At 72.8% G+C, this 20,875-nt stretch carries 19 protein-coding genes; 6 read left to right on the top strand and 13 right to left on the bottom strand.

Annotation, left to right across the window (positions count from 1 at the left end):
• Positions 1 to 10: 10 nt before the first annotated feature.
• Complete coding sequence (locus tag ACTG9Q_RS30855) at positions 11 to 1,015, bottom strand: DUF2382 domain-containing protein (RefSeq protein WP_455576472.1); 1,005 nt, start codon at positions 1,013 to 1,015, stop codon at positions 11 to 13.
• A gap of 208 nt (positions 1,016 to 1,223) precedes the next feature.
• Complete coding sequence (locus tag ACTG9Q_RS30850; RefSeq protein ID WP_455576471.1) at positions 1,224 to 2,210, bottom strand: AraC family transcriptional regulator; 987 nt, start codon at positions 2,208 to 2,210, stop codon at positions 1,224 to 1,226.
• Between the two features lie 159 nt (positions 2,211 to 2,369).
• Between ACTG9Q_RS30850 and ACTG9Q_RS30845 the strand changes: the two genes are divergently transcribed.
• The gene (locus tag ACTG9Q_RS30845) at positions 2,370 to 2,834 is read left to right on the top strand and encodes an anthrone oxygenase family protein (protein ID WP_455576470.1); all 465 of its coding nucleotides are present in this window, start codon (positions 2,370 to 2,372) and stop codon (positions 2,832 to 2,834) included.
• A gap of 1 nt (position 2,835) precedes the next feature.
• Here the strand turns inward: ACTG9Q_RS30845 and ACTG9Q_RS30840 are convergent, their stop codons facing one another.
• From ACTG9Q_RS30840 to ACTG9Q_RS30795, 10 genes are all read right to left on the bottom strand, one after another.
• Positions 2,836 to 4,260 carry a multicopper oxidase family protein gene (locus ACTG9Q_RS30840; protein ID WP_455576469.1) on the bottom strand — a complete coding sequence of 475 codons (1,425 nt, stop codon included), beginning with the start codon at positions 4,258 to 4,260 and terminating at the stop codon, positions 2,836 to 2,838.
• Complete coding sequence (locus ACTG9Q_RS30835) at positions 4,257 to 4,760, bottom strand: hypothetical protein (RefSeq protein ID WP_455576468.1); 504 nt, start codon at positions 4,758 to 4,760, stop codon at positions 4,257 to 4,259. Before ACTG9Q_RS30835 ends, ACTG9Q_RS30840 begins: the two co-directional genes overlap by 4 nt.
• A 15-nt stretch (positions 4,761 to 4,775) precedes the next feature.
• Positions 4,776 to 5,429, bottom strand: a complete 654-nt coding sequence (locus ACTG9Q_RS30830; protein WP_455576467.1) for a DUF6875 domain-containing protein — start codon at positions 5,427 to 5,429, stop codon at positions 4,776 to 4,778.
• On the bottom strand, positions 5,426 to 6,031 hold the full coding sequence (locus tag ACTG9Q_RS30825) for a hypothetical protein (RefSeq protein WP_455576466.1): 606 nt from the start codon (positions 6,029 to 6,031) through the stop codon (positions 5,426 to 5,428). Before ACTG9Q_RS30825 ends, ACTG9Q_RS30830 begins: the two co-directional genes overlap by 4 nt.
• The gene (locus ACTG9Q_RS30820) at positions 6,028 to 7,407 is read right to left on the bottom strand and encodes a pyridoxal phosphate-dependent decarboxylase family protein (protein ID WP_455576465.1); all 1,380 of its coding nucleotides are present in this window, start codon (positions 7,405 to 7,407) and stop codon (positions 6,028 to 6,030) included. The genes ACTG9Q_RS30825 and ACTG9Q_RS30820 overlap by 4 nt, the downstream gene beginning before the upstream one ends.
• A 123-nt stretch (positions 7,408 to 7,530) precedes the next feature.
• Entirely contained in the window at positions 7,531 to 8,370 is an 840-nt protein-coding gene (locus tag ACTG9Q_RS30815; protein WP_455576464.1) for an alpha/beta fold hydrolase, read from the bottom strand.
• The gene (locus tag ACTG9Q_RS30810) at positions 8,367 to 8,858 is read right to left on the bottom strand and encodes an SRPBCC family protein (RefSeq protein WP_455576463.1); all 492 of its coding nucleotides are present in this window, start codon (positions 8,856 to 8,858) and stop codon (positions 8,367 to 8,369) included. Before ACTG9Q_RS30810 ends, ACTG9Q_RS30815 begins: the two co-directional genes overlap by 4 nt.
• A 76-nt stretch (positions 8,859 to 8,934) precedes the next feature.
• A complete protein-coding gene (locus ACTG9Q_RS30805; protein WP_455576462.1) occupies positions 8,935 to 10,434 on the bottom strand; it encodes an FAD-binding protein in 1,500 nt (499 codons plus the stop codon).
• Positions 10,435 to 10,451: 17 nt separating this feature from the next.
• Entirely contained in the window at positions 10,452 to 12,005 is a 1,554-nt protein-coding gene (locus ACTG9Q_RS30800) for a flavin-containing monooxygenase (protein ID WP_455576461.1), read from the bottom strand.
• Positions 12,006 to 12,017: 12 nt separating this feature from the next.
• On the bottom strand, positions 12,018 to 12,902 hold the full coding sequence (locus ACTG9Q_RS30795; RefSeq protein WP_455576460.1) for a class I SAM-dependent methyltransferase: 885 nt from the start codon (positions 12,900 to 12,902) through the stop codon (positions 12,018 to 12,020).
• A gap of 176 nt (positions 12,903 to 13,078) precedes the next feature.
• Between ACTG9Q_RS30795 and ACTG9Q_RS30790 the strand changes: the two genes are divergently transcribed.
• The 5 genes from ACTG9Q_RS30790 (at position 13,079) to ACTG9Q_RS30770 (ending at position 17,222) form a co-directional block, all read left to right on the top strand.
• Positions 13,079 to 13,330: a hypothetical protein gene (locus tag ACTG9Q_RS30790; RefSeq protein ID WP_455576459.1), complete on the top strand. Its 252-nt coding sequence runs from the start codon at positions 13,079 to 13,081 to the stop codon at positions 13,328 to 13,330.
• Between the two features lie 8 nt (positions 13,331 to 13,338).
• On the top strand, positions 13,339 to 14,322 hold the full coding sequence (locus ACTG9Q_RS30785) for a 3-oxoacyl-ACP synthase III family protein (protein ID WP_455576458.1): 984 nt from the start codon (positions 13,339 to 13,341) through the stop codon (positions 14,320 to 14,322).
• Positions 14,319 to 15,071 carry an SDR family NAD(P)-dependent oxidoreductase gene (locus ACTG9Q_RS30780; RefSeq protein WP_455576457.1) on the top strand — a complete coding sequence of 251 codons (753 nt, stop codon included), beginning with the start codon at positions 14,319 to 14,321 and terminating at the stop codon, positions 15,069 to 15,071. Before ACTG9Q_RS30785 ends, ACTG9Q_RS30780 begins: the two co-directional genes overlap by 4 nt.
• A 229-nt stretch (positions 15,072 to 15,300) precedes the next feature.
• A complete protein-coding gene (locus ACTG9Q_RS30775; RefSeq protein WP_455576456.1) occupies positions 15,301 to 16,272 on the top strand; it encodes an AAA family ATPase in 972 nt (323 codons plus the stop codon).
• Between the two features lie 200 nt (positions 16,273 to 16,472).
• Positions 16,473 to 17,222, top strand: a complete 750-nt coding sequence (locus tag ACTG9Q_RS30770) for a putative protein N(5)-glutamine methyltransferase (protein WP_455576516.1) — start codon at positions 16,473 to 16,475, stop codon at positions 17,220 to 17,222.
• A gap of 137 nt (positions 17,223 to 17,359) precedes the next feature.
• Here ACTG9Q_RS30770 and ACTG9Q_RS30765 read toward each other — a convergent pair whose 3' ends face one another.
• On the bottom strand, positions 17,360 to 20,602 hold the full coding sequence (locus ACTG9Q_RS30765) for a BTAD domain-containing putative transcriptional regulator (RefSeq protein ID WP_455576455.1): 3,243 nt from the start codon (positions 20,600 to 20,602) through the stop codon (positions 17,360 to 17,362).
• Positions 20,603 to 20,875: the final 273 nt, after the last annotated feature.

The following is a 20,875-nucleotide window of genomic DNA, read 5'->3' as shown; positions in this document are numbered from 1 at the left end:
GGTCGGCCGGTCAGCGGCGGCGCTCGTCGGTGTCGTCCTCGACGTCGAGGCGTTCGTGGCGGACGTTGCCGCTCACCTGCCGCTGCTCGGTGACGATCTCCTTCTCGAGCCGGACCCGCTCGACCGGCCGGACGATCTTCTCCACGACCGGCTCTTGGCGGTGCAGGATCACCTCGGCCGCCGCCTCGGTGAAGGCGTCGCGGTCGGCCTTGGTCGTGCCGTCGATGGGCTCGCGGACGATGCGCACCTCCTCGCGGGACACCGGGACGGTGATGTTCTGCTCCTCGGTGACGACGTACTTGACCAGCCGGACCCGGCCCACCTCGACGTCGCGGACGACCGCGCTGAGCTGTTCCTCGTGCCGGGTCATGACCTCCCCGGCCTCCACCGCGCCAGCGTCCATGGTGCTTGCTTCTCCCGCGCCTGCGTTTACCGTGCCTGTGCCCACCGCGCCTGCGTCCATCATGTCCGGGAAGGGTTCGGCGACGGTGCTCTGCAGGCGCGGGCCGTCCGCGGCGGCGGGTTCCCTCCGCACCTGCTCTGGCGCCACCTGCTCTGGCGGCATTCGGTCCGACATTCGCTCTGGCGGCACCTGGTCCGGCGCGGGGTCGCCCTGGGGCGCCCGGTCCGCCATGCGCTGCGGGCGGTCGGCCCGGGTCTGCTCGGCGGGGAGCCGGTCGTGCTCACCGGTGCTGGCCGACGGGATCAGCCCGTAGTAGCGGCACAGCTCCTCCTGCTGCTCGTCGGACATCTGCCCGTCGCGGATGCTGATGTTCGGGGACTCCTTGACCTGGCGCTTGGCCAGCGGCACGACGACCCGCCCGTCGCCGATGCTGGCGTCCTGGATGGGCACGAAGTGGTCCCGCAAACCGAACAGGCCGGTGTTCACCTCGGCCCAGAGAGGACGGCCGGTGAGGTCGTCCACCCACACCTGCTTGACCGAGCCGATCTTCTCGCCGTTGGCATCGATCATGTCGCACTCGTACAACCGGTCCAACCGGGCTTGGTCGATCATCGCAGGCTCCCTTCGTTCGGCAGTGACCCTCACGAAGTATTACCCCGGGCCCGTATCGTCCATACGCGACCGAAAGGTGTTCACCCGACAAGACGGTGACGAGATGAGAACTCAGCGCTCCGTCACCAATTCCGGTGTATTAAAGAAGAGATACACCGATCGGGTACGACTCACACCGGCTACCGCACAGCCAGTCACCCACGAGCAGTCACCCGACGGGGACGAGGTCCTTTCCGGACCGCTGCCCGGTCGACTGGCGGATGTACTCCTGCGGGCTCATGCCCCTGACCCGCTTGAAGGCGGCGCTGAGCGCGAACGAGCTGCCGTAGCCCACCTTGCGCGCCACCGAGCCGATCGTGGCCTCCGGCTCGCGCAGCAGGTCCGCCGCCATCGCCAGGCGCAGGCCGGTGAGGTAGTTCATCGGCGGCTCGCCGACCAGCTGGGTGAACCGGCGGGCCAGCGCGGCCCGGGACACCCCCACCCGGCCCGCCAGGTTGGCCACCGTCCACCCGTGGGACGGGTCGGAGTGCAGCAGGCGCAGGGCCGGGCCGACCGCGGGGTCGTGCTGGCCCCGGTACCAGGCCGGGTCGCCGTCGCCGGGGTCGGCCAGCCACGCGCGCAGGACGCTGACCAGGACCAGGTCGAGGATGCGGTCCAGGACCAGCTCCTGGCCGGGGTCCGACTTGCCCATCTCGGCTTCCAGGAGGGCGACCAGCGCGCTGTCGCCGACGTCGATCGGGCGCACCAGCACCGACGGGAGCGCGCCGAACAGGCGCTGTCCCACCTCGCGCTGCATCTGGTAGGTGCCGCTGAGCATGATCGCCTGGCCGTCCGGGCCGTCGCCCCAGGTGCGGACGCCCCGGTCCCGGGAGTTGCCGATGTCGCGGCCGTCGACGGTGACGCAGCGCTGGCCGGGGTGGATGATCACCTGCGGGGCGGTCTCCGGCGAGTCGGCCACGGTGTAGCCCTCCGGGCCGCGCATGACGGCCACCTCGCCGGGGTTCAGCCGGACCGGGGTGCCCGAGTCCGGGATCACCCAGCCCGCGCCGCGGGTCATCGTGACCACGGTCAGCGGGGCGCGGTCCTGGATGCGCATCGACCACGGCGGGATGAGGATTGACCGCAGGAGGAAGGCCCCGCGTGCCCGGGGGCTGTCCAGCAGGCCGGTGAGGGTGTCGTCCGCCAGCGTGTGCATGGTCCCATCCTAGACGTTTGGACATGGATCGGCCGCGAAATCGGGTGGAGCGTCTGGGTGGTGCGGGAGCGGGTCAGCCCGCTGTCAGCGGGGTGATCCACAATGTCGGCGGTACCCGATAGGTTTGCCCGATCCGGGCTCGGGGTCGAAAGGTGTCGGATGTCTGAGGTCGTGTTGATCGTCACGACGGTGACGAGTGGTCTGATCGCCGGGCTGTTCTTCACCTTCTCCATCTCGGTCATGCCTGCCCTCGGCCAGGTCGACGACCGCACCTTCGTCGACACGATGCAGCGCGTCAACCGGCTCATCCAGAACGGCGTGTTCGGACTGGTGTTCATGGGGTCGCTGCTGGGCAGCATCGCTATGGCCGTCATCGAGCTGACCGGCGATGAGCCCGCCCGGGGCGCCGTGCTCGCGGGCGCGGCGCTGACCGTGCTCGCCATGGTGATCACCTTCTCGGTGAACATCCCGCTCAACAACCGCCTCGACGCGGCCGGGCCCGTCGCCCGCGTCAAGGACCCGGGCGCGGTGCGCAAGGCGTTCGAGGGCAAGTGGGTCGGGGCCAACCACCTGCGCGGGCTGATCGCCACCGCGGGCTTCGCGCTGTACTGCCTGGGCCTGTAGCTCACGGCACGATCCGCAGCTGCGCCATCATCGAGACCGACGAGTGGTCGACGAAGTGGCAGTGGAACGGGAACAGGCCGGTGAACGGGCTGTCGAAGGTGACGAGGATGCGGGTCGTGCTGCCCGGCGGGGCGAACACCGTGTCCTTGGGGTAGGCCTCCCACTCCGGCACCGGCACGCCGTCGCGGTCCAGCACCCGGAACTGGATCAGGTGCAGGTGCAGTGAGTGCGGGATCTGGAACTTGGTGTCGACGTTGGTGATCTCCCACAGCTCGGTGGCGCCCCTGCGGACGGTGAAGTCGACCCGCTCGGCGTCGAACGGCCTGCCGTTGATGAGGAACACCCCCGCCGCCTCGTCGAAGCGCAGCTCCACCCTGCGGGTCACCGTCGGCCTGCGCGCGGGCGGGGCCGGGTACAGCGTCGAGGGGATCTCGGTGTTGTCGTGCTCGCGGTCGCCGACGACGTCGAAGCGCATGACCTGGCGGGCGGAGTCGACCTCGCCGAGGGTGTTCTCCAGCAGGATCTGCGTCCCGGCGGGGAACTCGCCGAAGTCGACCAGGACGTCGGCGCGCTCGGCCGGGGTCAGCACGATCTCGGTGCGGCGCAGCGGGCGCGGCAGCAGGCCGCCGTCGCTGGCGATCTGGGTGAACTCCGCGCCGTTGGACAGCCGGAACGTGAACGGGCGCTCGTTCGCGCAGTTCACCAGGCGCAGGCGGTAGTGGCGGCGGCGGACCCGCAGGTGCGGCTGGGCGGCGCCGTTGACCAGGACCGTGGTGCGGTTGGGCTGGCCGAACAGCTCCCAGCGCAGCTGGCCGTCGTCGGTGAGGGCGATGTCGCGGAACATCAGCGGGACGTCGAACTCGCCCTCGGGCAGCCGCAGCCACGACCGCGGCTCGTCCACGACGTAGAGCCCGGAGAGTCCGCTGTAGACCTGCTGGGCCTCCAGGTGGTGGGCGTGGTCGTGGTACCAGAGCGTGGCCGCGCGCTGGAAGTTCGGGTAGTGGTAGGTGCGGGACTGGCCGGGGGCGATGACGTCGTTGGGGTGGCCGTCGCTCTCGGCGGGGACGTTGCCGCCGTGCAGGTGCACCGCGGTCGGGGTGGACATCCGGTTGGCCACCGTCACCCGGACCGGTCGGCCCTGGCGGGCGCGGATGGTCGGGCCGGGGAACTGCCCGTTGTAGGTCAGCACCCGGGTGCCCACCCCGGGCAGGATCTCCGCGGTGGACTCCGCGACGCTGAGCCGGTAGTGGTCGTGGTCGGGGCGCACGGCGCTGGGGCGCAGCACCGCCGGGATCGGCAGCGGGCGGGTGAAGCCCTCCACCGCCCACGACCGGCCGAGCACGGCGTCGACCAGCTTCTCGGTGGGCAGCGCCACCGCCGCGCCTGCGACCGCGCCCAGGGTGATGGCGTCTCTGCGCTTGATCATCGGAGGTACCGCCTTCCACGGGAGACCACGGCGCACACCGCCGCGACGACGAACATGACCCGTCCCACCAGCGCGCCCGCGCCGACCACGGCGTCGTCGGCGGCCGAGCCGCCGAGGGTGAGGACGGCGGTGAGCGCGGCCACCGCCGCGCAGCCCGCCGCGGTGAGGGCCGCGCACAGGACCAGGCCGGACACGCCGCCGCGGCGGCGGGTCAGGGCTCGGGCCGCCGCGGCCACGAGCGCGGCGGGCAGGACGACGAGGAGCGCGACGCCGAGCAGGTGCCCGAGCGTCTCGGCGGTGACCGGTGGCGGCGGGACGTAGGCGTCCGCGCCGCCGTGGTGCCCGAGCAGGGCGGCGGCGTGCGCCTTCGCCGAGCCGGTCGGCTGCGGTCCCGCGCTGCTGTGCACCACCCACGCGATCAGGCAGGCCGCGGTCACGGGGACCAGGTGGCGGATGTCGAATCGGAAAGGTAGGTCTGCTGTGGACACTGTGGTCGTCATGGCGGCATGTCCGGATCAGGCCGACAGGGCGGCCGGGTGGCCCGCCAGGCGGGTGGTGATCTGGTCGCGGACCCTGGCCGGGATGTCCGGGGCGAACAGGCGCAGGTAGGCGTCGAGGTGGGTGTCGTCCTCGACCAGGAAGGGCAGGTCGAAGACCAGCATCCGGCGCACGGCCAGCAGCGGGACGGGGGCGCGCAGCGGGCGGAAGGCCGGGTTCCACAGGCCCGGCTCGTCGCACACGGGGTGGAACTGGCCGATCATCAGGCCGTCCGCGACGAACTCGTCCTTCGCCGCGCGCTGCAGGCGGTCCAGGGCCGTGGAGTCGGTGTGGTCGAGGTGCGGGAGCACCATCAGCACGGTCAGCAGGTCGCGGTCGTCCTCGGACAGGTCCGCGGCCAGCTTCTCGTACCACGAGCGCAACCCGGCCACGGTCGCGCCGAGATCACCCGCCGGGTTGGCGGAGAGCGCCAGGTAGAACAGGTTCTTGCGCAGCGATGGCTGCGTGTACGGGCAGACAGGGCCGGTGCGGCCCAGGTCGGGGTGGGAGGAGACCAGGAAGTCCTGGCTCCAGCGCAGTACCGCGGCCAGCCGGTGCCGGTGGCGGTACGGGACCGCGCCGCGCTCCACCTCCGCCGCGGTCCAGATCAGGACTCGGTCGTCGCCGTTCACCTCGGTTCCCTCCAATATGGACGCAGGGTCGGTCCGCCGGGGAGCTGGATCTCGGTGCCGACGCCGACGAACCCGGCCGCCCGGCACGCGCCCGCGCCACCGGGCGAGCTGGCCTCGGTGTAGACCGGCATGCCCTCGCTGTCGGCCCTGGCGGTCAGCGAGCCCAACAGGTCCCGCATGCGCCGGGTGCGCTGCAGGTCGGGGTGCACGGCACCGAAGGAGATGTAGTAGTGCGCCCGGTGCACGGGGTGGTGGGCGGCCTGCATGCCCAGGATCGTCAGCAGTGGCGCCGCGCCGCTGCCCACCGCGTTGGCCAGCCGCCAGGTGACCTCGTCGTCGCGCTCGTGCGCCGCGGCCAGCCCGGTCGGCGAGAGGTACATCAGGGCCGCGTCGCTGTCGCCGGTGACGAGGATGCCGCCGTGGTCCAGCGACAGCTCGACGAACACCTCGAAGAAGCCGGGCAGGGCGGCCCGCCTGGCCGAGGGGTCGGGCAGGATCCAGCGCGTCAGCGGGTCGTCTTGGAACGCCGCCGCGAGCATCCGGGTCAGCGCGGGCACGTCGCCGCGCCCGGCGTGGCGTGGCGCGATGTCGAGTTGGGTCACCGAAGGGACTCCCTCCGCCGGTCTGGGGTGGCCAGGCGGCACACCCGGTCGTGCAGGTGGCCGAGGTAGTCCTCGGCCTCGGGTTTGATCAGCACGCTGCGCGCGACCCGGGCGGCGGGCGCGTCGGGCGCGACATCCGGGTGCCTGCGGGCGAACGCGGTGGCGTCCACGCGCAGCAGGCTCAGGTAGACCGGGTCGTCGGCGGCGCCCATGCCCGCGCGCATCAGCGCCTCGGATGCGGCGTCCACGGCGGACAGCGACCCCGCCGACGGGAAGAACGTGACGATGTCGAGGTCGGGCCGCTGGTGCAGGCGCAGCTCGGCGCTGTCCTCGATGCGATCGGCCCAGGCCAGCGCCGCCCGCCTGCCCGCGAGCAGGCCCGCGCCGAGGCCGTCGGCCGTCAGCGGCAGCACCTGCAGCGTCAGCCAGAACGCCGCGGCGGCCGCGCCCGCCCGGGAGCACTCCAGGCTGATCTCGCCCAGGTGCAGCTCGGCGTCGGTGAAGTAGGTGTAGGGGGAGTCGTGGGACAGGAACCGGCGCGAGCGCGGGTCGGCGTAGAGCACCGCGCCGCAGCCGTAGGGCTGCAGGCCGTGCTTGTGCGGGTCGACCACCACCGAGTCGCACTCGGCGATGGCCAGCCACGGCCGCGGGTCCAGCCCGCCCGCGCCGGTGCGGCCCAGCAGGGCGTGGAAGCCGCCGTACGCGGCGTCGACGTGCACCCGGGCGCCGTGCGCGCGGGCCAGCTCGACCACCTCGTGGACCGGGTCGACCGCGCCGAGGCCGGTGGTCCCCGCGGTGACCACGACCGTGCCGACCTCGCCGGTGGCCAGCGCGTCGCGCACCGCGTCCACGTCCAGCCTGCCGCGGGCGTCCACCGGCAGCCGGTGCCCGGGAACGCCGAGCAGCCCGCACATGCGCTCGTGGGTGTAGTGCGCCTCGGCGCTGTAGGCGATCCCCTTGCCGGGGTGGGCCTGGCGCGCCACGTGCAGCGCTTCCAGGTTGGCCATGGTGCCGCTGGTGGTGAGGTGGCCGATCGCGTCGGGCAGGCCGAACATCCCGGCCAGCGCCGCGACGCACTCCTTCTCCATCTCGGTGGTGGCGGGCCCGCCCTCGGCGGCGTGGTTGTTGGGGTTGAACAGCATCGCCGTCGCGTAGCCGACCACGGCCGCCGGGTGCGGCGGCTTGACCATCTGCCCGGCGTAGCGGGGGTGGAAGAACGGGTAGTTGTCCGCCATGCGCTTGGCGAAGCGCTCGTAGGCCGCGGCGAAGTCGCCGTCGGTCACCTGGTGGGAGGGGTGCGGGGTGAAGGGGCCGAAGCGCGCGCCCCACTCCCGCGCGACGTCCACCGCGCGGGGCAGCCACTGGCGAAGGTCCACGTCCGTTGTCCTCTCAAGGGGGCAGACGGCGTCCCGCACCCGCGACGGGGTGCGGGACGATCGGCCTGGGGCCTGTCCTCAGACCCCGGCCTGGCTATCGCGATCGGGGTTCGAGGACGGGCCCTAGCGGCCCGCCAGCTCGGTGACGGCCCGGATGACGAGCTCCGGGGTCTCCAGGGGCAGCATGTGACCGGCGCCGGGGATCAGCTCGTGGCGGGCCCTGGGCAGCACGTCGGCCACCACGGCGCCCAGCTCGGGCTTGACCACCTTGTCCTTGTCGCCCGCCAGCACCACCGCGGGCACGGTGACCCGGGACAGCGCCTCGCGCAGGTCCATGCCGCGCGAGGACGCGAAGCAGTCCGAGCGCACCGTGCGCGGGGTCTCGGCGAACATCTTCCGGTTGAGCTCGGCCACCGCGCCGGAAGGCTTGTCGCCCAGGGTGTGCCGCAGCATCTTGCGCCCGAGGAACCGGCGGTTGAGCGCCCAGTGGAACACCGGGTTGCCCATCAGCTTGACCTCTTTGTGCGGGGTGTCCTGGTCGTGCGCGGCGGCGGCCAGCAGCACCAGGCCGCGCACGCCGTCGGCGGACCCGGCCGTGACGTGCGACAGGATGCCGAACGCGCCGCCGGAGTGGCCCACCAGGATCGCGTCGCGGGTCTCGGTCTCGGCCAGCACCTCGGCCAGGTCCTGGCCGACGCGGGCGATGGTGATGCCGTCGCGGCCCAGCCCGGACTCGCCGTGGCCGCGCTGGTCGTAGCTGACCACGCGCAGCCCGGCGGCCAGCAGCCGGGGCGCCACCGTCCGCCAGAGCGCGCGGGTGGCGCCCCAGCCGTGCGCGAGCACCGCGGTGGTCGTGGTGGGCGTGTCCGGGGACTGCGTCGTCACCGCGAGCACCGCGCCGTCGGAGACCCGGACGCGCCGCTCGTTCTTCGTCGCGGGGGTGCGGCCCGCGGGCAGGCTCACCGCCGCCCGCCCACGGCCGCGCGCCCGCCGACGAGCGCGTTGAGGTTGGTGAAGGCGGACTGGGTGCCCTTGGAGTGCTGCAGGCCGATGTCGACGACCTTGGCCAGGAACCTCAGCCAGCCGTGCGGGCGGGCGGTGAAGTGGAACGCGATCCTGGTCCGCTCCCCGCCGTCCACGGCGTCGAGCACGATCTCGCTGCGGCCGCGGAAGACGCCGGCGTAGTACTCGGTCACCAGACGGCGCCGCGGCTCGGAAACCGTGGTGCGGCCGGTGAAGCGCAGCTTCGGGCCGCCGTTGTCCACGCCCTTGGCGTGCACGGTCACCCGCACCTCGCCGCCGACCTCGTCGGGACGCGTGGCGCCGGGCTCGAAGGTGTTGTGCGGGGTCCACCAGGCGCGCGCGCCCGCCAGCTCGTCGACCAGCGCCGTCCACACCGCGGCGGGCGGGGCGTCGATGAATGCCTCGTCGATCAGGTCGTAGTGGGTCATGGGGGTGCCTCCTTCCAGTGCAGGTGGCCGCGCCACGCGGCCCGCCAGGCAGGGGCGGGCCGCGCGGCGCGGGGGATCAGGCGAAGAACCCCTGTCCCGGGGTGAGGACGCGGTCGGGGTCGTAGCGGCGCTTGGCGTCGACCAGGCGCGTCCAGTTGCGGCCGAAGTGGGTGCGCCACTGCGCGCCGGTCATGCCCGGGATGGCGCCCACGGTGTAGCGCTTGGCGCCCAGGGAGACGCCCAGGTCGTAGAGCCTGCGGTTCTGCTCAAGCATCCGGGAGATGCCGGGGTCGTCGGGGAAGGGGAAGCGCAGCAGGTCGAACAGCCACAGCTTCTCCTCGCGGTTCTCCGGCAGCATGAAGAACGGCCGGGTCAGCTTCGAGCGGCGCAGCGGGTACAGCCCGGAGAAGCCGACGCCCAGGTCCTCGGGGACCAGCTCGGAGACCACCGAGGGGATGAACCGCTTGATCGTCGAGGACGGCACGACCAGGCTCAGCCACGGCTTGGCCTGGGTCCAGAAGCCGCCCTCCTTGAGCAGCACCTCCAGCGGGTCGAGGCGGAACAGCCAGTCCCGGTAGGGGTACTCGGTGACCTGGATGTCCGAGCGCACGTCGCACAGGCCGCTGAGCAGCCGGGCGCGGTCGGGCGCGGTGGCGTCGGTGTAGTAGGACACCGCCTCGATCTTGTAGCGCCAGCCGCTGCCGTCCGGGGTGCGGACGATCTCGCCCTCCTGGTGGCTGAACCGGCCGTCCAGCATGATCTTCTCCTGGTCGGCCACGAAGGCGTCCAGGCTGTTGTAGAACAGGTTCTGCACCAGCGCCTTGGTCGGCGCGGGCACCAGCTTGACCAGTGCCTTGGTGATGATGCCGAACTGGCCGTTGCCGCCGAGGGCGGACTCGAGCAGGTCGGTGCGGTGCCCGGCCGAGGCGGTCAGCAGCTCGCCGGTGCCGGTGACGATCTCGATGGCCTCGGCCACGTCGCACTGCAGGCCGAACTTCTGCACGGTGCCGCCGACGCCGCCGACGCTGATCGTGCCGCCGATCGACAGGTGCAGGTAGTCGGTCAGGCCCACCGGGGTCAGGCCCTGGGCCAGCGCGGCGTCGGTCAGCTGGGCCAGGGTGACACCCGCGTCGACCAGGGCGTGCGTGCGGCTGATGTAGTGGATCTTGTTGAGGCCGCGGGAGTCGATGGCGATGCCGCCGCGGGTCAGGGCCTGGCCGTAGTTGGAGTGCGACTCCAGGTCCGTGCCGTTGCCGCTCTGCCCGTTCATGGCGATCGTCAGCCGGTTGCGCCGGGCGAACTGCACCATCTTGACGATGTCGTTGACCGAGCCCGGCCGCAGCACCGCCTGCGGGGCGCCGGTGACCAGCTCGCCGAAGTCCTTGCCGAACCCGGTCAGCGCGGCGGCCGAGTAGTCCAGCGTGCCCTCGAGGGTCGGGACGCTCGCCATGCCCGCCGGAGCCGCCTGCGCCGTGGTCACCCACATCGAGTTGGCCGCGCTCCAGCCGACCACGGCGGCGGCCCCGGCGGCCGCGCCGCCCCTGAGGATGCCCCGCCGGGAAACCGATCTCGTCATTGCTCTCTCCACATCGTTCACCGGTTGGTCACGGTTTGGGGGGCGCTCGCGTCGGCCGAGGTCGCCAGCCGGTAGGCGGCGGGGTCGGCGTGCTTGGTGGCCTTGCGGAATCGCCAGGTGTAGGTCGGCCAGATCGAGGGGTTGCGGCCGGTGTCGTCCATGTACCAGCTCTTGCAGCCGCCCGCGTGCCAGACGGTGCCGTCGAGCTTGGCGTCCAGGCGGGTGTTGTACTCCTCCTGCGCTTCGGCGCGAACCTCCACACTGGACAGGTTGCGGCTGTCCATCAGCTTCAGCGCGTCGAGCACGTGCGCGATCTGGGCCTCGATCATGACCGTCTGCGAGGAGTGGCCCAGCGTGGTGTTGGGGCCCAGCAGCATGAACAGGTTCGGGAAGCCCGCCACGGTGGTGCCCGCGTAGGCGGACATGCCGTGCTGCTTCCAGGCGTCGGCCAGCTGCACGCCGTCGCGGCCGTAGAGGCGGCCCGCGACCGGGCGGTTCGTCGCGGCGAAGCCGGTGCCGAGGATGATGGCGTCCACGGTCCGCTCCGAGCCGTCGGCGGTGACCACGGAGTTCGCGGTGACCCGGGCGATGCCCTCGGTCACGACCTCCACGTTGGCCTGCTGGATCGCCGGGTACCAGTCGTTGGAGAACAGCAGGCGCTTGCAGCCCACGGTGAAGTCCGGGGTCAGCTTGGCGCGCAGCTCTGGGTCGCCGACGCTCTTGGCCAGGTGCTTGGCCGCCATGCCCTGGATCGTCTTCTCGGCGACGGCCGGGCGCGCCAGCATGAACGCCAGCACCTCGCGGCCCCACATGTTGAAGTTGCGCCGGAAGTTCTGGTAGCCGGGCAGGCGCTTGCGCATCCAGCGGGTGCGCTTGCTGATCTCCTTGTCCGCCTTGGGACCGACCCACGGCGCGGTCCGCTGGTGCAGGTACAGCTGCCCCACCCGCGGCTGGATCTTCGGCACGAACTGGATGGCCGAGGCGCCGGTGCCGATGACGGCCACCCGCTTGCCGGTCAGGTCGAAGTCGTGGTTCCAGTTCGCCGAGTGGAAGACCTCGCCGGTGAACTCGCCGAGACCGGCGATGTTCGGGACCACCGGGTCGCTGAGGTAGCCGGTGCCGGTGACCAGGACCTGCGCGGTGTAGTCCCCGCCGGTGGTCTCGATGTGCCAGCGGCGCTCCATGTCGTCCCAGCGCGCGCCCAGCAGCTCGTGCCGGAACCGGATGTGCGGGCGGACGCCGAACTTGTCGGCGCAGTCGCGCAGGTAGGCGTAGAGCTCGTCGCGCTTGCCGAAGGTGTGGTCCCAGTCCGGGTTCTGCGCGAAGGAGAACGAGTACAGCAGCGACATCACGTCGCAGGCGCAGCCGGGGTAGGAGTTGTCCCGCCAGGTGCCGCCGACCTCGTCGGCGCGCTCGAAGACGGCGAAGTCCTCCACGCCGGACTGCTTGAGCCGGATCGCCATGCCGAGGCCGGAGAACCCGGTGCCGACGACCGCGACGCGGAAGTGCGGGACGGGCCGCCCGGTGTTCTCCTCGGTCCGGGGGACCGCGGGGTTGATGGTGCTGGTCATGTCGTTCCCTCCTCAGGCCCGCCGGGTCAGGGTCATGCGGAAGTTGTTGAAGACGCCGTCTTCCAGGGTGTAGGCGAAGATGTCGAGGTAGCGCTCGAAGCGGGCCACGACCTCCTCGCTCTCCAGGGCGACGGCCTCCTCGCGGCGCTCGGCCAGGAACTCCAGCCACACCCGGCAGGCGCGCGAGAACGACAGCGGCTCGTTGACGATCTCCTCGACGTAGAAGGAGTTCTCCATCGCCTGGGCCAGGTCGTGCAGGTGCGGGATGTAGCACCCGGCGAACTCCTCGCGCTGCAGGAACTTCAGGTCGTCGATGAGCTCCCGGCGCAGCGGCGGGTTCTCGATGGTCATGATGTGCAGCACCAGCTTGCCGCCGGGCTTGATGAGCCGGTGGCACTGCTCGAAGAACGCGCGGAAGCGCTTCACGCGCTCCTTGGGCGGCAGCGACGAGAGCACGAAGTGCTCCAGGGCGTTGACGCAGAAGGCGGCGTCGTAGGGCTCGTCGGTGGTGTGGTCCTCCCACGACTCGACGATCACCTCGACGTCGGGGTTGCCGAGGCCGTCGACGAACTCCTTCTGGGTGCGGCTCAGCGTCACCCCGACGGCCTTCTCCGCGCCGTGCACGCGGGTCACGCGGTCGAGCATGGTGCCCCAGCCGCTGCCGATGTCGAGGACCTTCTTCGCGCCCGCCGCGCCCGCCAGCTCGATGAACTTGTCCAGCTTGCGGTACTGGGCCTCGGTGTGGGTGGCGCGCAGGTCCTCCCCGTCCTCCCAGTAGCCGCCGGAGTACATCATCGGCTCGCCGAGGATGATCCGGTACAGGTCGTTGCCGACCTCGTAGTGGTGCCGGATCGCGTCGACCTCGGGGTTGACCGTCTTACGCTCCACCGTCGTCATGCCTGCCTCATTCCGGGTGATGTCTTCCGTCCTCCTTGTGCGGCACGAGTTGATCGGGTCGGACGCAACAGCGGCGCAACACGGCGCGAATTGCGCTTCCGTTGCGCGAAACCCGCTTGTATCCGTGGCAGAGCCGGACCAGCGCCGGACGTCCCGAGGTGTGAGGAGCTATCGAGATGGAACTGCCCAACGTCGAGGAGCTGGCGTCCCAGCTGCAGGCCGTGTCCGGCGCCGATGAGGTCGACGTCGACGCCCCGCTGCTGCAGATCGCCGATGTCGACTCCCTGGACCTCATGGAGTGGCTGTACGGGTTCCAGAACCAGTACCCGACCATCCCGGCCGACGAGTCGCTGTTCAAGGACATCGACGACACGACGACCCTGCGCACCGTGCACGAGCGCCTGCTGGCCCTCGCGCCCGCCGCCTAGGCCCGGCCGTGAACGGCTTCGAGATCGCCGGGTGGGGTGTGTCCGTCCCCGATCAGGTCCTGACCAGTGTCGAGTTGGCCGAGCGCCTGGGCGTGGACGAGGACTGGATCGTCAGCCGGTGCGGCATCCGTGAGCGCCGGATCGTCGAACCCGGCCAGACAACCGCGTCCCTGGCCATCGAGGCCGGCCGCCGCGCGCTGGACAAGGCGGGTCTGACCGGGGCGGACATCGCGCACCTGATCGTCGCCACCGCCACGCCGGAGCAGCTCTCCCCGGCCACGTCGGCGTTCGTGCACCACGGCCTCGGCATCGCCGGGTCCGCCCACGACGTCAACGCGGAGTGCTCCGGCTTCGTCTACGGCCTCATGACCGGCGCCGCGCTCATGGCGCTCGACCCGCGCCCGATCCTGCTGATCGGGTCGGACACCCACTCGCTCACCGTGGACCCGGCCGACCGGGACCTGAGCATCCTGGTGGGTGACGGCGCGGGCGCCGTGGTCATGACCCCGACCCCGGAAACCTGGGTGCGGGCGTGGAACCTGGGCGCCGACGGCTCCCGCCACGACAGCCTCAAGGTCGTCGCGGGCGGCAGCCGGATGCCCACCACGGCCGACACCGTGGACCAGGGCCTGCACTACGCCAAGATCAACGGCAACGAGATCTACCTCAACGCGGTGCGCTTCACCGTGCGCACCGTGAAGGCAACCCTGGAGCAGGCCAAGGTCGGTCCCGACGACATCGACCACGTGGTCCCGCACCAGGCCAACATCCGCATCATCAACTCGATCCTCAGCCACACCGGTCTCCCGCCCGAGAAGCTGGTCACCAACCTCGAGCGCTACGGCAACACCGCGTCGGCGTCAATCCCGATCGCGCTGGCCGAGGCGCTGGACAGCGGCCGGATCCGCCAGGGCGACCTGGTGCTGCTCGCGGGCTTCGGAGCGGGCATGACCTGGGGTTCGGTGCTGCTGGAGTGGGGAGGACCGCGATGAGCAAGGCCATTTCCGGCATCCGGCCGGAGGCGCCGGTGGCGCTGGTCACCGGGGCCTCCGGCGGGCTGGGCCAGGCACTGGCGATGGAGCTCGACGCGCTGGGCTGCCGGGTGGCGGTGCACTACAACAGCTCCAGGGACCGCGCCCTCGCGGTCGCGGAGAAGTTGCAGAACCCGTCCTGCGTGGTCGGCGGCAGCGTGGCGTCGTGGGAGGCGGTGCAGCAGATCCACGCGGCCGTCGCCGCGGAGCTGGGCCCGATCGACGTGCTGGTCAACAACGGCGCCGTCCGCAAGGACTCGCTGATGGCCATGCAGGACCCGGCCGACTGGCGGGAGGTCATCGAGACCAACCTGATCGGCACTTTCCACACCGCGCGGGTGTCCGTCGGGCACATGCTGCGGCAGCGGTGGGGGCGGATCATCAACGTGGTCTCGCCGTCGGGGATCATCGCCACGGCGGGCCAGACCGCCTACGGCGCCTCGAAATCCGGCGTCATCGGGTTCACCCGCACCCTGGCCGCCGAGTGCGGCCGCCGCGGGGTGACGGTGAACGCGCTCTCGCCGGGCTTCATGATCACGGACATGACCAAGGACCTGTCGGACCAGGTCATGGCCTCGATCAAGGACAAGGCGCCGGTGCCGAGGTTCGGCACCACCGAGGAGGTCGCCCGCAGCATGGCGCTCTTCCTCGACGGCGACTACATGACCGGACAGGTCATCAGCATCGACGGCGGTGTGTCGGTGACCTGATATCCGGCGGTGGCGGCGGTTGGGCCTTCCGGCCCAACCGCCGCTTTCTGCTTTTGGTGGGGTAATCATTTCGACTACCTCATGGATAACAGCTTTCCGGCGCTTTCCGTAGCGCTTTTCGTGACGTTGATTCTTTGGCATCGCGGACTTAGTCTTGGACTACATTCCTGCTGTGAGTGGTCGCAAGGGGGCACCCATGTCCGAGGTCCGCTCGAATCCATTACCCGGAATGGTGACCGCGCTCCTGGTGGCCTCGGTCGACCGGCGCCTGGTCAGCGCGGTGTACCACAGCGTGTGCGACGCGACACGGGCCGCGCTCGAGGTCATCGCCGCCCTGACCGCGACGGGCCTGCGCGTCGTGCTGTGCACCGCGGCGGCCGACCGGGACTTCCCGGGCCGGACGGCGCTGGGCAACGCCCACCGGCTGCTGGCGACTGCGGCGCCGGGCCAGATCCTGGCCACCGCGCCGACCGCCGTGGTGGCGGGCCCGACCCTGCCCGCGGGGATCGATCTGCTCGACCGGGGGCTGTGGACGCCGGGGCCGGGACAGGAGCCCGAGCGGGTCTACGAGATGCGGGTGGAGCAGATCGACGCGTCGTCCAACGTGGCGTGGGCGCGGCGGGCGGTGCAGGAGGGCACCGGGGAGGCCGCGGGGTACGTGGAGGCGGCGGTGTCGGGGTGGTCCGGGGCGGGGCGGGTGGTGGCGGTGACCGGGGGCACCGCGGTGGAGCGGACCGGGGTGGTGGCCGAGCTGGCGCTGCGGCTGCACGCCGGGGGCGCCCTGGTGCTGCGCGGGGGCTGGACGGGCTCGCCCTACGGCGCGTTCCGGGAGGCGTTCGGGTACTACGCGGCGAACTGCGGGCGGGAGCGGCTGTGGGCTGACTTGCAGGGGTGGGCCGACGAGATCGCGGCGCTGCTGCCGGAGGTGGGGGCGCGGGTGGGGGGCGCCCGGCTGGCCTGCGCGGCTGACGGGGACCGGCTCTACGACGCGGTGGAGGCGTGGCTGCGGGCGCTGGCCGCCCGCTCGCCGGTGGTGCTGGTCCTCGACGACGCGCACCTCGCCGACGGGGGGTCGGTGTCGCTGATGTCGCACCTGTGGCACGCGTGCGCGGGGCTGCCGGTGCTGGTGGTGCTGGCGGGGGAGCACCGGGTGGAGGCGGAGTTCGTGGAGGACGGCGCGCTGGTGCGGGTGGCCCTGTAGCTGTGACCTTGTGGCTGTGCCCCTGTGGCTGTAGCTCTGTGGTTGCGATCCCGTGGTTGTGGCGCTCTGGCTGAGCCCTGTGTTGTGGCCTTGTGGGTGTGGCCCTGGGGTTTGTGCCCTGTAACCGGCCCGGAAATTGGTGCTGTGGCTGGTGGGGTCGTGCGTCGGGACCACGGCCTAGGCTCCCGGCGGTGACGTACGTGGAGACGGTGGCCCGGTTGCGGGCGGCGGGGTGCGTGTTCGCCGAGGACGAGGCGGCGCTGCTGCTGGCGGCGCCGGGTGGCGCGGACCTCGTGGCGCGGCGGGTGGCGGGGGAGCCGCTGGAGCACGTGCTGGGGTGGGCGCGGTTCTGCGGGCTGCGGATCGCGGTCGAGCCCGGGGTGTTCGTCCCCCGACGGCGCACCGAGGTGCTGGTGCGCGAGGCGGTGGCGCGGGCCCGGCCGGGTTCGGTGGTGGTCGACCTCTGCTGCGGGTCGGGGGCGGTGGGGGCCGCCGTCGAGGCCGCGCTGGGGCGGGTGTCGCTGGTCGCGGCGGACATCGACCCGGTGGCGGTGCGGTGTGCCCGGCGGAACCTGGGTGACGGGCGGGTGTTCCAGGGGGATCTTTACGGCGCCCTGCCGGACGGGCTGCGCGGACGGGTCGAGGTGCTGGCCGCCAACGCGCCCTACGTGCCCGCGGGCGCGATCGCGCTGATGCCGCCGGAAGCGCGCGACCACGAGCCGCTGATCGCCCTGGACGGCGGCGGCGACGGGCTCGACGTCCATCGCAGGGTGGCGTCCGGGGCGGTGGACTGGCTGGCCCCCGGCGGCTGCCTGCTGATCGAGGTGGGGGAGCGCCAGGTGGCGCCGGTGGTCGGGCTGTTCGGCCGGTGCGGCCTGCGCGCCGAGGTGATCGACGACCCGGACGCGACCGTGGTGATCGGCACGGCGGGCCCGGTCGGCCCGGGGTAGCGGGCAGCCGGCCGCCACGAGCCCAGGCGCACCTCGTGGCCGCTGATCGGCGCCCCGCGTGTGGCAGGGCCGCTCGGCGCCGTCCCACCCGTGTTCCGCCCCGTGTTCCGCTGCGTGGTCCGCTGGAGGCGTGCCGCTCAGGCGCAGTGGCGGAGGCCGAGGCTGCTCAGGGTCCAGGTGGCCTCGGTGCGCAGCGCCGCCGCGGCGCGCAGGTCGCCCATGCGGCCGCGGTTGACCAGGGCCTCGGCCAGAGACTGCTGGGCCACGGCGATCCACGGGCGGGCGCGGCGGGTCGAGAGCTGGGCGATCGCGGCGGAGAGGTAGCGCTCGGCGCCGTCCCAGTCGCCGGTGACCACCGAGAGCCTGCCCAGGTGGAAGGCGGCCGTCCCGACGAAGCTGCGGTAGCCGGTGCCGCAGGTCAGCTCCGCGTACGGCGTCAGCAGCGAGGCCACGGCCGCCGCCGTCGTCGCGTCGCCCAGTTCCACCGCGCACAGCGCCAGCACCCCGACCGCGTGCGCCCACTCGTCGCCCGCGGGCAGCGGGTCGGCCCCGATGGCCGAGGCGCGGACGGTCAGGTGCGCCGCCCCGCGGTCCCCGCGCAGGATGGCGGAGAGGGCGCGGTCGATGCCCTCCAGCGGCTCCTCGGTCGGGCGGTCGCCGCTGAGCCACCGGGCCACCAGCCGCTGGCGCGCGCTCAAGGCGCCGGGCGGGGACGAGTGGGTCAGCACGGCGGCCACCTCCGGCGGGACCGGGGTCGGCCGCGCGGACGTCGCCGGGTCGGCGAGCCTGCCCCGGGTGATGGCCACCGCGACGGCGTGCTCCAGCAGGAGGATGTCGCCGACGGTCACCTCGACCCCGGTGCCGTCGGCCACCGCGGCGGCCAGGGCGGCCAGCGCGGTGTCGCGGGTGCTCAGGTCGCCGGTCAGCTCGGCGGCCGCGGCGAGGTGGTGGGCGGCCACGACCCGGCCGGTGGTGTCGCCGACGGCCTCGGCCACGGCCAGCGCCTCGCCCGCCAGGCTCGCCCGCCAGCGGGTGTGGTCGGGGCCCTCGAGCAGCCGCAGCTCCCGGCTCATCGCGCACATCGCCCGGCGGACGGTGTCGTCGGCGGTGATCCGGGTGCCCAGCAGGCTCTGGTGGGCCAGCAGCCTGCCGACGGTGACGTCGTCGACCGCCGAGGCGCCCTGGCCCATCCGCCGCAGCAGCAGGTCAATCATCGCCGCGGCCTCGCTGCGCAGCCGGGGACGGGTGCGCACCGCGTCGGCCAGCCCGAGGGCGGCCTGGGCCGCGGTGGCGAGCCTGCCGGTGTGCAGGGCCTGGATGGTGCCGTCGAGCAGCGTCTGGTCGCAGTCGTGGCGGCCCGCGTCGGCCTGGGCGAGGCCGAGGCGGGTCAGGGCGTCGGCGCGCAGGGCCGCGTCGGTGGCGGGCACGTGGGCCAGCGCCTGCTCCAGCAGCCGGACCGCCTCGGTGGGCGAGCCCTCGCGGGTCGCCCAGGCCGCCGCGTACCACCCGGCCTGCACCGCGCGGGTGTCGCCGTCGGGGGAGGCGCCCCCGGCCCGGTGCCGGGCCAGCGCCCGGCTGTGGCGGGCCGGGTCGTCGGCGCGGCGGTGCTCCAGGGCGTCGGCGAGGCGGCCGTGCAGCCAGCGCCGCCGGGTGTGGCTCAGCCGCTCGAGGACGGCGCGGCGCACGACGTCGTGGGTGTAGCGGTACTTCGGCGACGACCCGGGCACCTCGGTGAGCAGCCCCGCCGCGACCAGCAGGTCGAGCGTGTCCATCGCCGCGGCCCCGGTGAGCTCCGCGGTCTCGGCCACCAGGTCGGCGGCGAAGACCGGACCGGCGACCGCCGCGGCCCGCAGCAGCGCGCACGGCTCCGGGGCGAGCCCGCCGAGCAGCGCGTCGGCGTGGTCGTGCACCCCGGCGGGCAGCGGCCGGTCGCCGGGCCCTTCCCGGTACCAGCGCAGCAGCTCCACGACGAGCACCGCGTTGCCCGCGGTGTCGGCCCGCAGCCGGTACGCGGGCGGCACGTGCCCGACGCCGGGCGCCAGGTGCCGGGCCAGGGCCCGCACGTCGGACTCGTCCAGCCCGCCCAGCACGACCCGCTCGGGCCGGTCCAGCTCCCGCACGCCGCGCGGGCCGGAGGTGGCCATCACCAGCATCCGGACCCCCGACCTGGCCAGCACCCGCCGCACCAGCCCGACCACGGCCCCGACCATCGCGTTGTCGGCGCCCTCCGCCGCGTCGAGGTCGTCGAGCACCAGGCACAGCGGCTGCTGCGCCAGCTCGACCAGCAGTTCCGCCACGGCGCCGTCGCTGTCGTCGCCGGGTCTGCGGGCCACCACGTCGGCGAGCACCCGGCGCGCACGCGGGGACAGCGCGTCCGGCGGTGTCGCCGCCGCGAAGTCGGCCAGCGCCCGCACGACGGGCCGCACGCCCTCGCCCGAGCAGTGGGCGTACATCACCAGGCCGCCGTCGCGGCCGATCCGGCGCGCGGCCTCGGTGACCAGGCGGGTGCGCCCCGCGCCGCGCTCCCCGGCGACCAGGACGAGCCCGCCCGCGCCGGACTCCGCGCGGGCCCACGCCGCGGCCAGCGCGGCCAGCTCGGCGCGCCTGCCGACGAACGGCACCCGCACCGCCGCCGCGCCCGTGCGCGGCTCGCCGCTGCCGCCCAGCAGCTCCACGTACGCCGCCTGCGTCTCCGGTGACGGGTCGATCCCCAGCTCGTCGGACAGGACCTGGCGCAGTCGCTGGTAGGCGCGCAGCGCGTCGGCCCGGTTGCCGCCCGCGGCGTGCGCCGACATCAGGCAGCGGTGAGCGCTCTCACTGAGCGGCACCAGCCGCACCGCCTCCTCCGCGAACCGCACCGCGTCGCGGTTCTCGCCCAGGGCGGCCGCCGCCGCGCACGCGGTCTCCAGCGCCGAGAGCAGCAGCGCCTCGACGTGCTCGCGCACGCCCGCGACCCACTCGCCCTCGTGCTGCGGCAGGAACGGCTCGCGCAGGTAGCCGATCGCCTCGGTCGCGGCCGCGCGGGCGCCCGCGTGCTCGCCCGCGGCCAGGGCGGCCCTGGCCCGCCGGAGCGAGCGCTCGGCGATCTCCAGGTCCACCTCGGCGTCATCGGGCAGGGTCAGCACATAACGCCCGCCCGCCGAGGTCAGCGGTCCGGGCAGCAGCGTCCGCACCCGGCTGACGACGCTGCGCAGCGCCGAGGCCCAGGTGTCGGGCAGCCCCTCGGGCCACACGGTGTCGGCGAGCCGGTTGCGGTCGGTCCCGGTGGCCCGCTCCAGCACGAGCCGGGCGAAGGCCACCTGCGTCTGGGCACTGGACAGCGGTCGCGGAGGGCGCCCGGCCTCCTCGACGGCGACCAGGCCGGTCAGTCGGATCAGCATGGCTGCAACGGAGTGGTCATCGTTCCCCCTGCTTATTAGCGGCGAACACCTACCCCCATAGGCCAAAAGGTGGAATACGCCAAACGGGCGTTTCTCACGTATTCGCCGGGTACTTGCCCAAAAGCGTACAGCGGTACCGCTTCCAGCTGTCAAGACCGTTGATGACACCGCCCTGACGTGTTCATGTTGCGCCGCTCTTGCGGTTGCTGCCGTAGAAATCGCCAACAGAGAAGACAGCCAATTGCCGGCGCGGCCCGGATAAAGGAGAAGCAC

The organism is Actinokineospora lacus (assembly GCF_053813445.1).
This window is presented reverse-complemented; position numbering and strand designations above follow the sequence as displayed.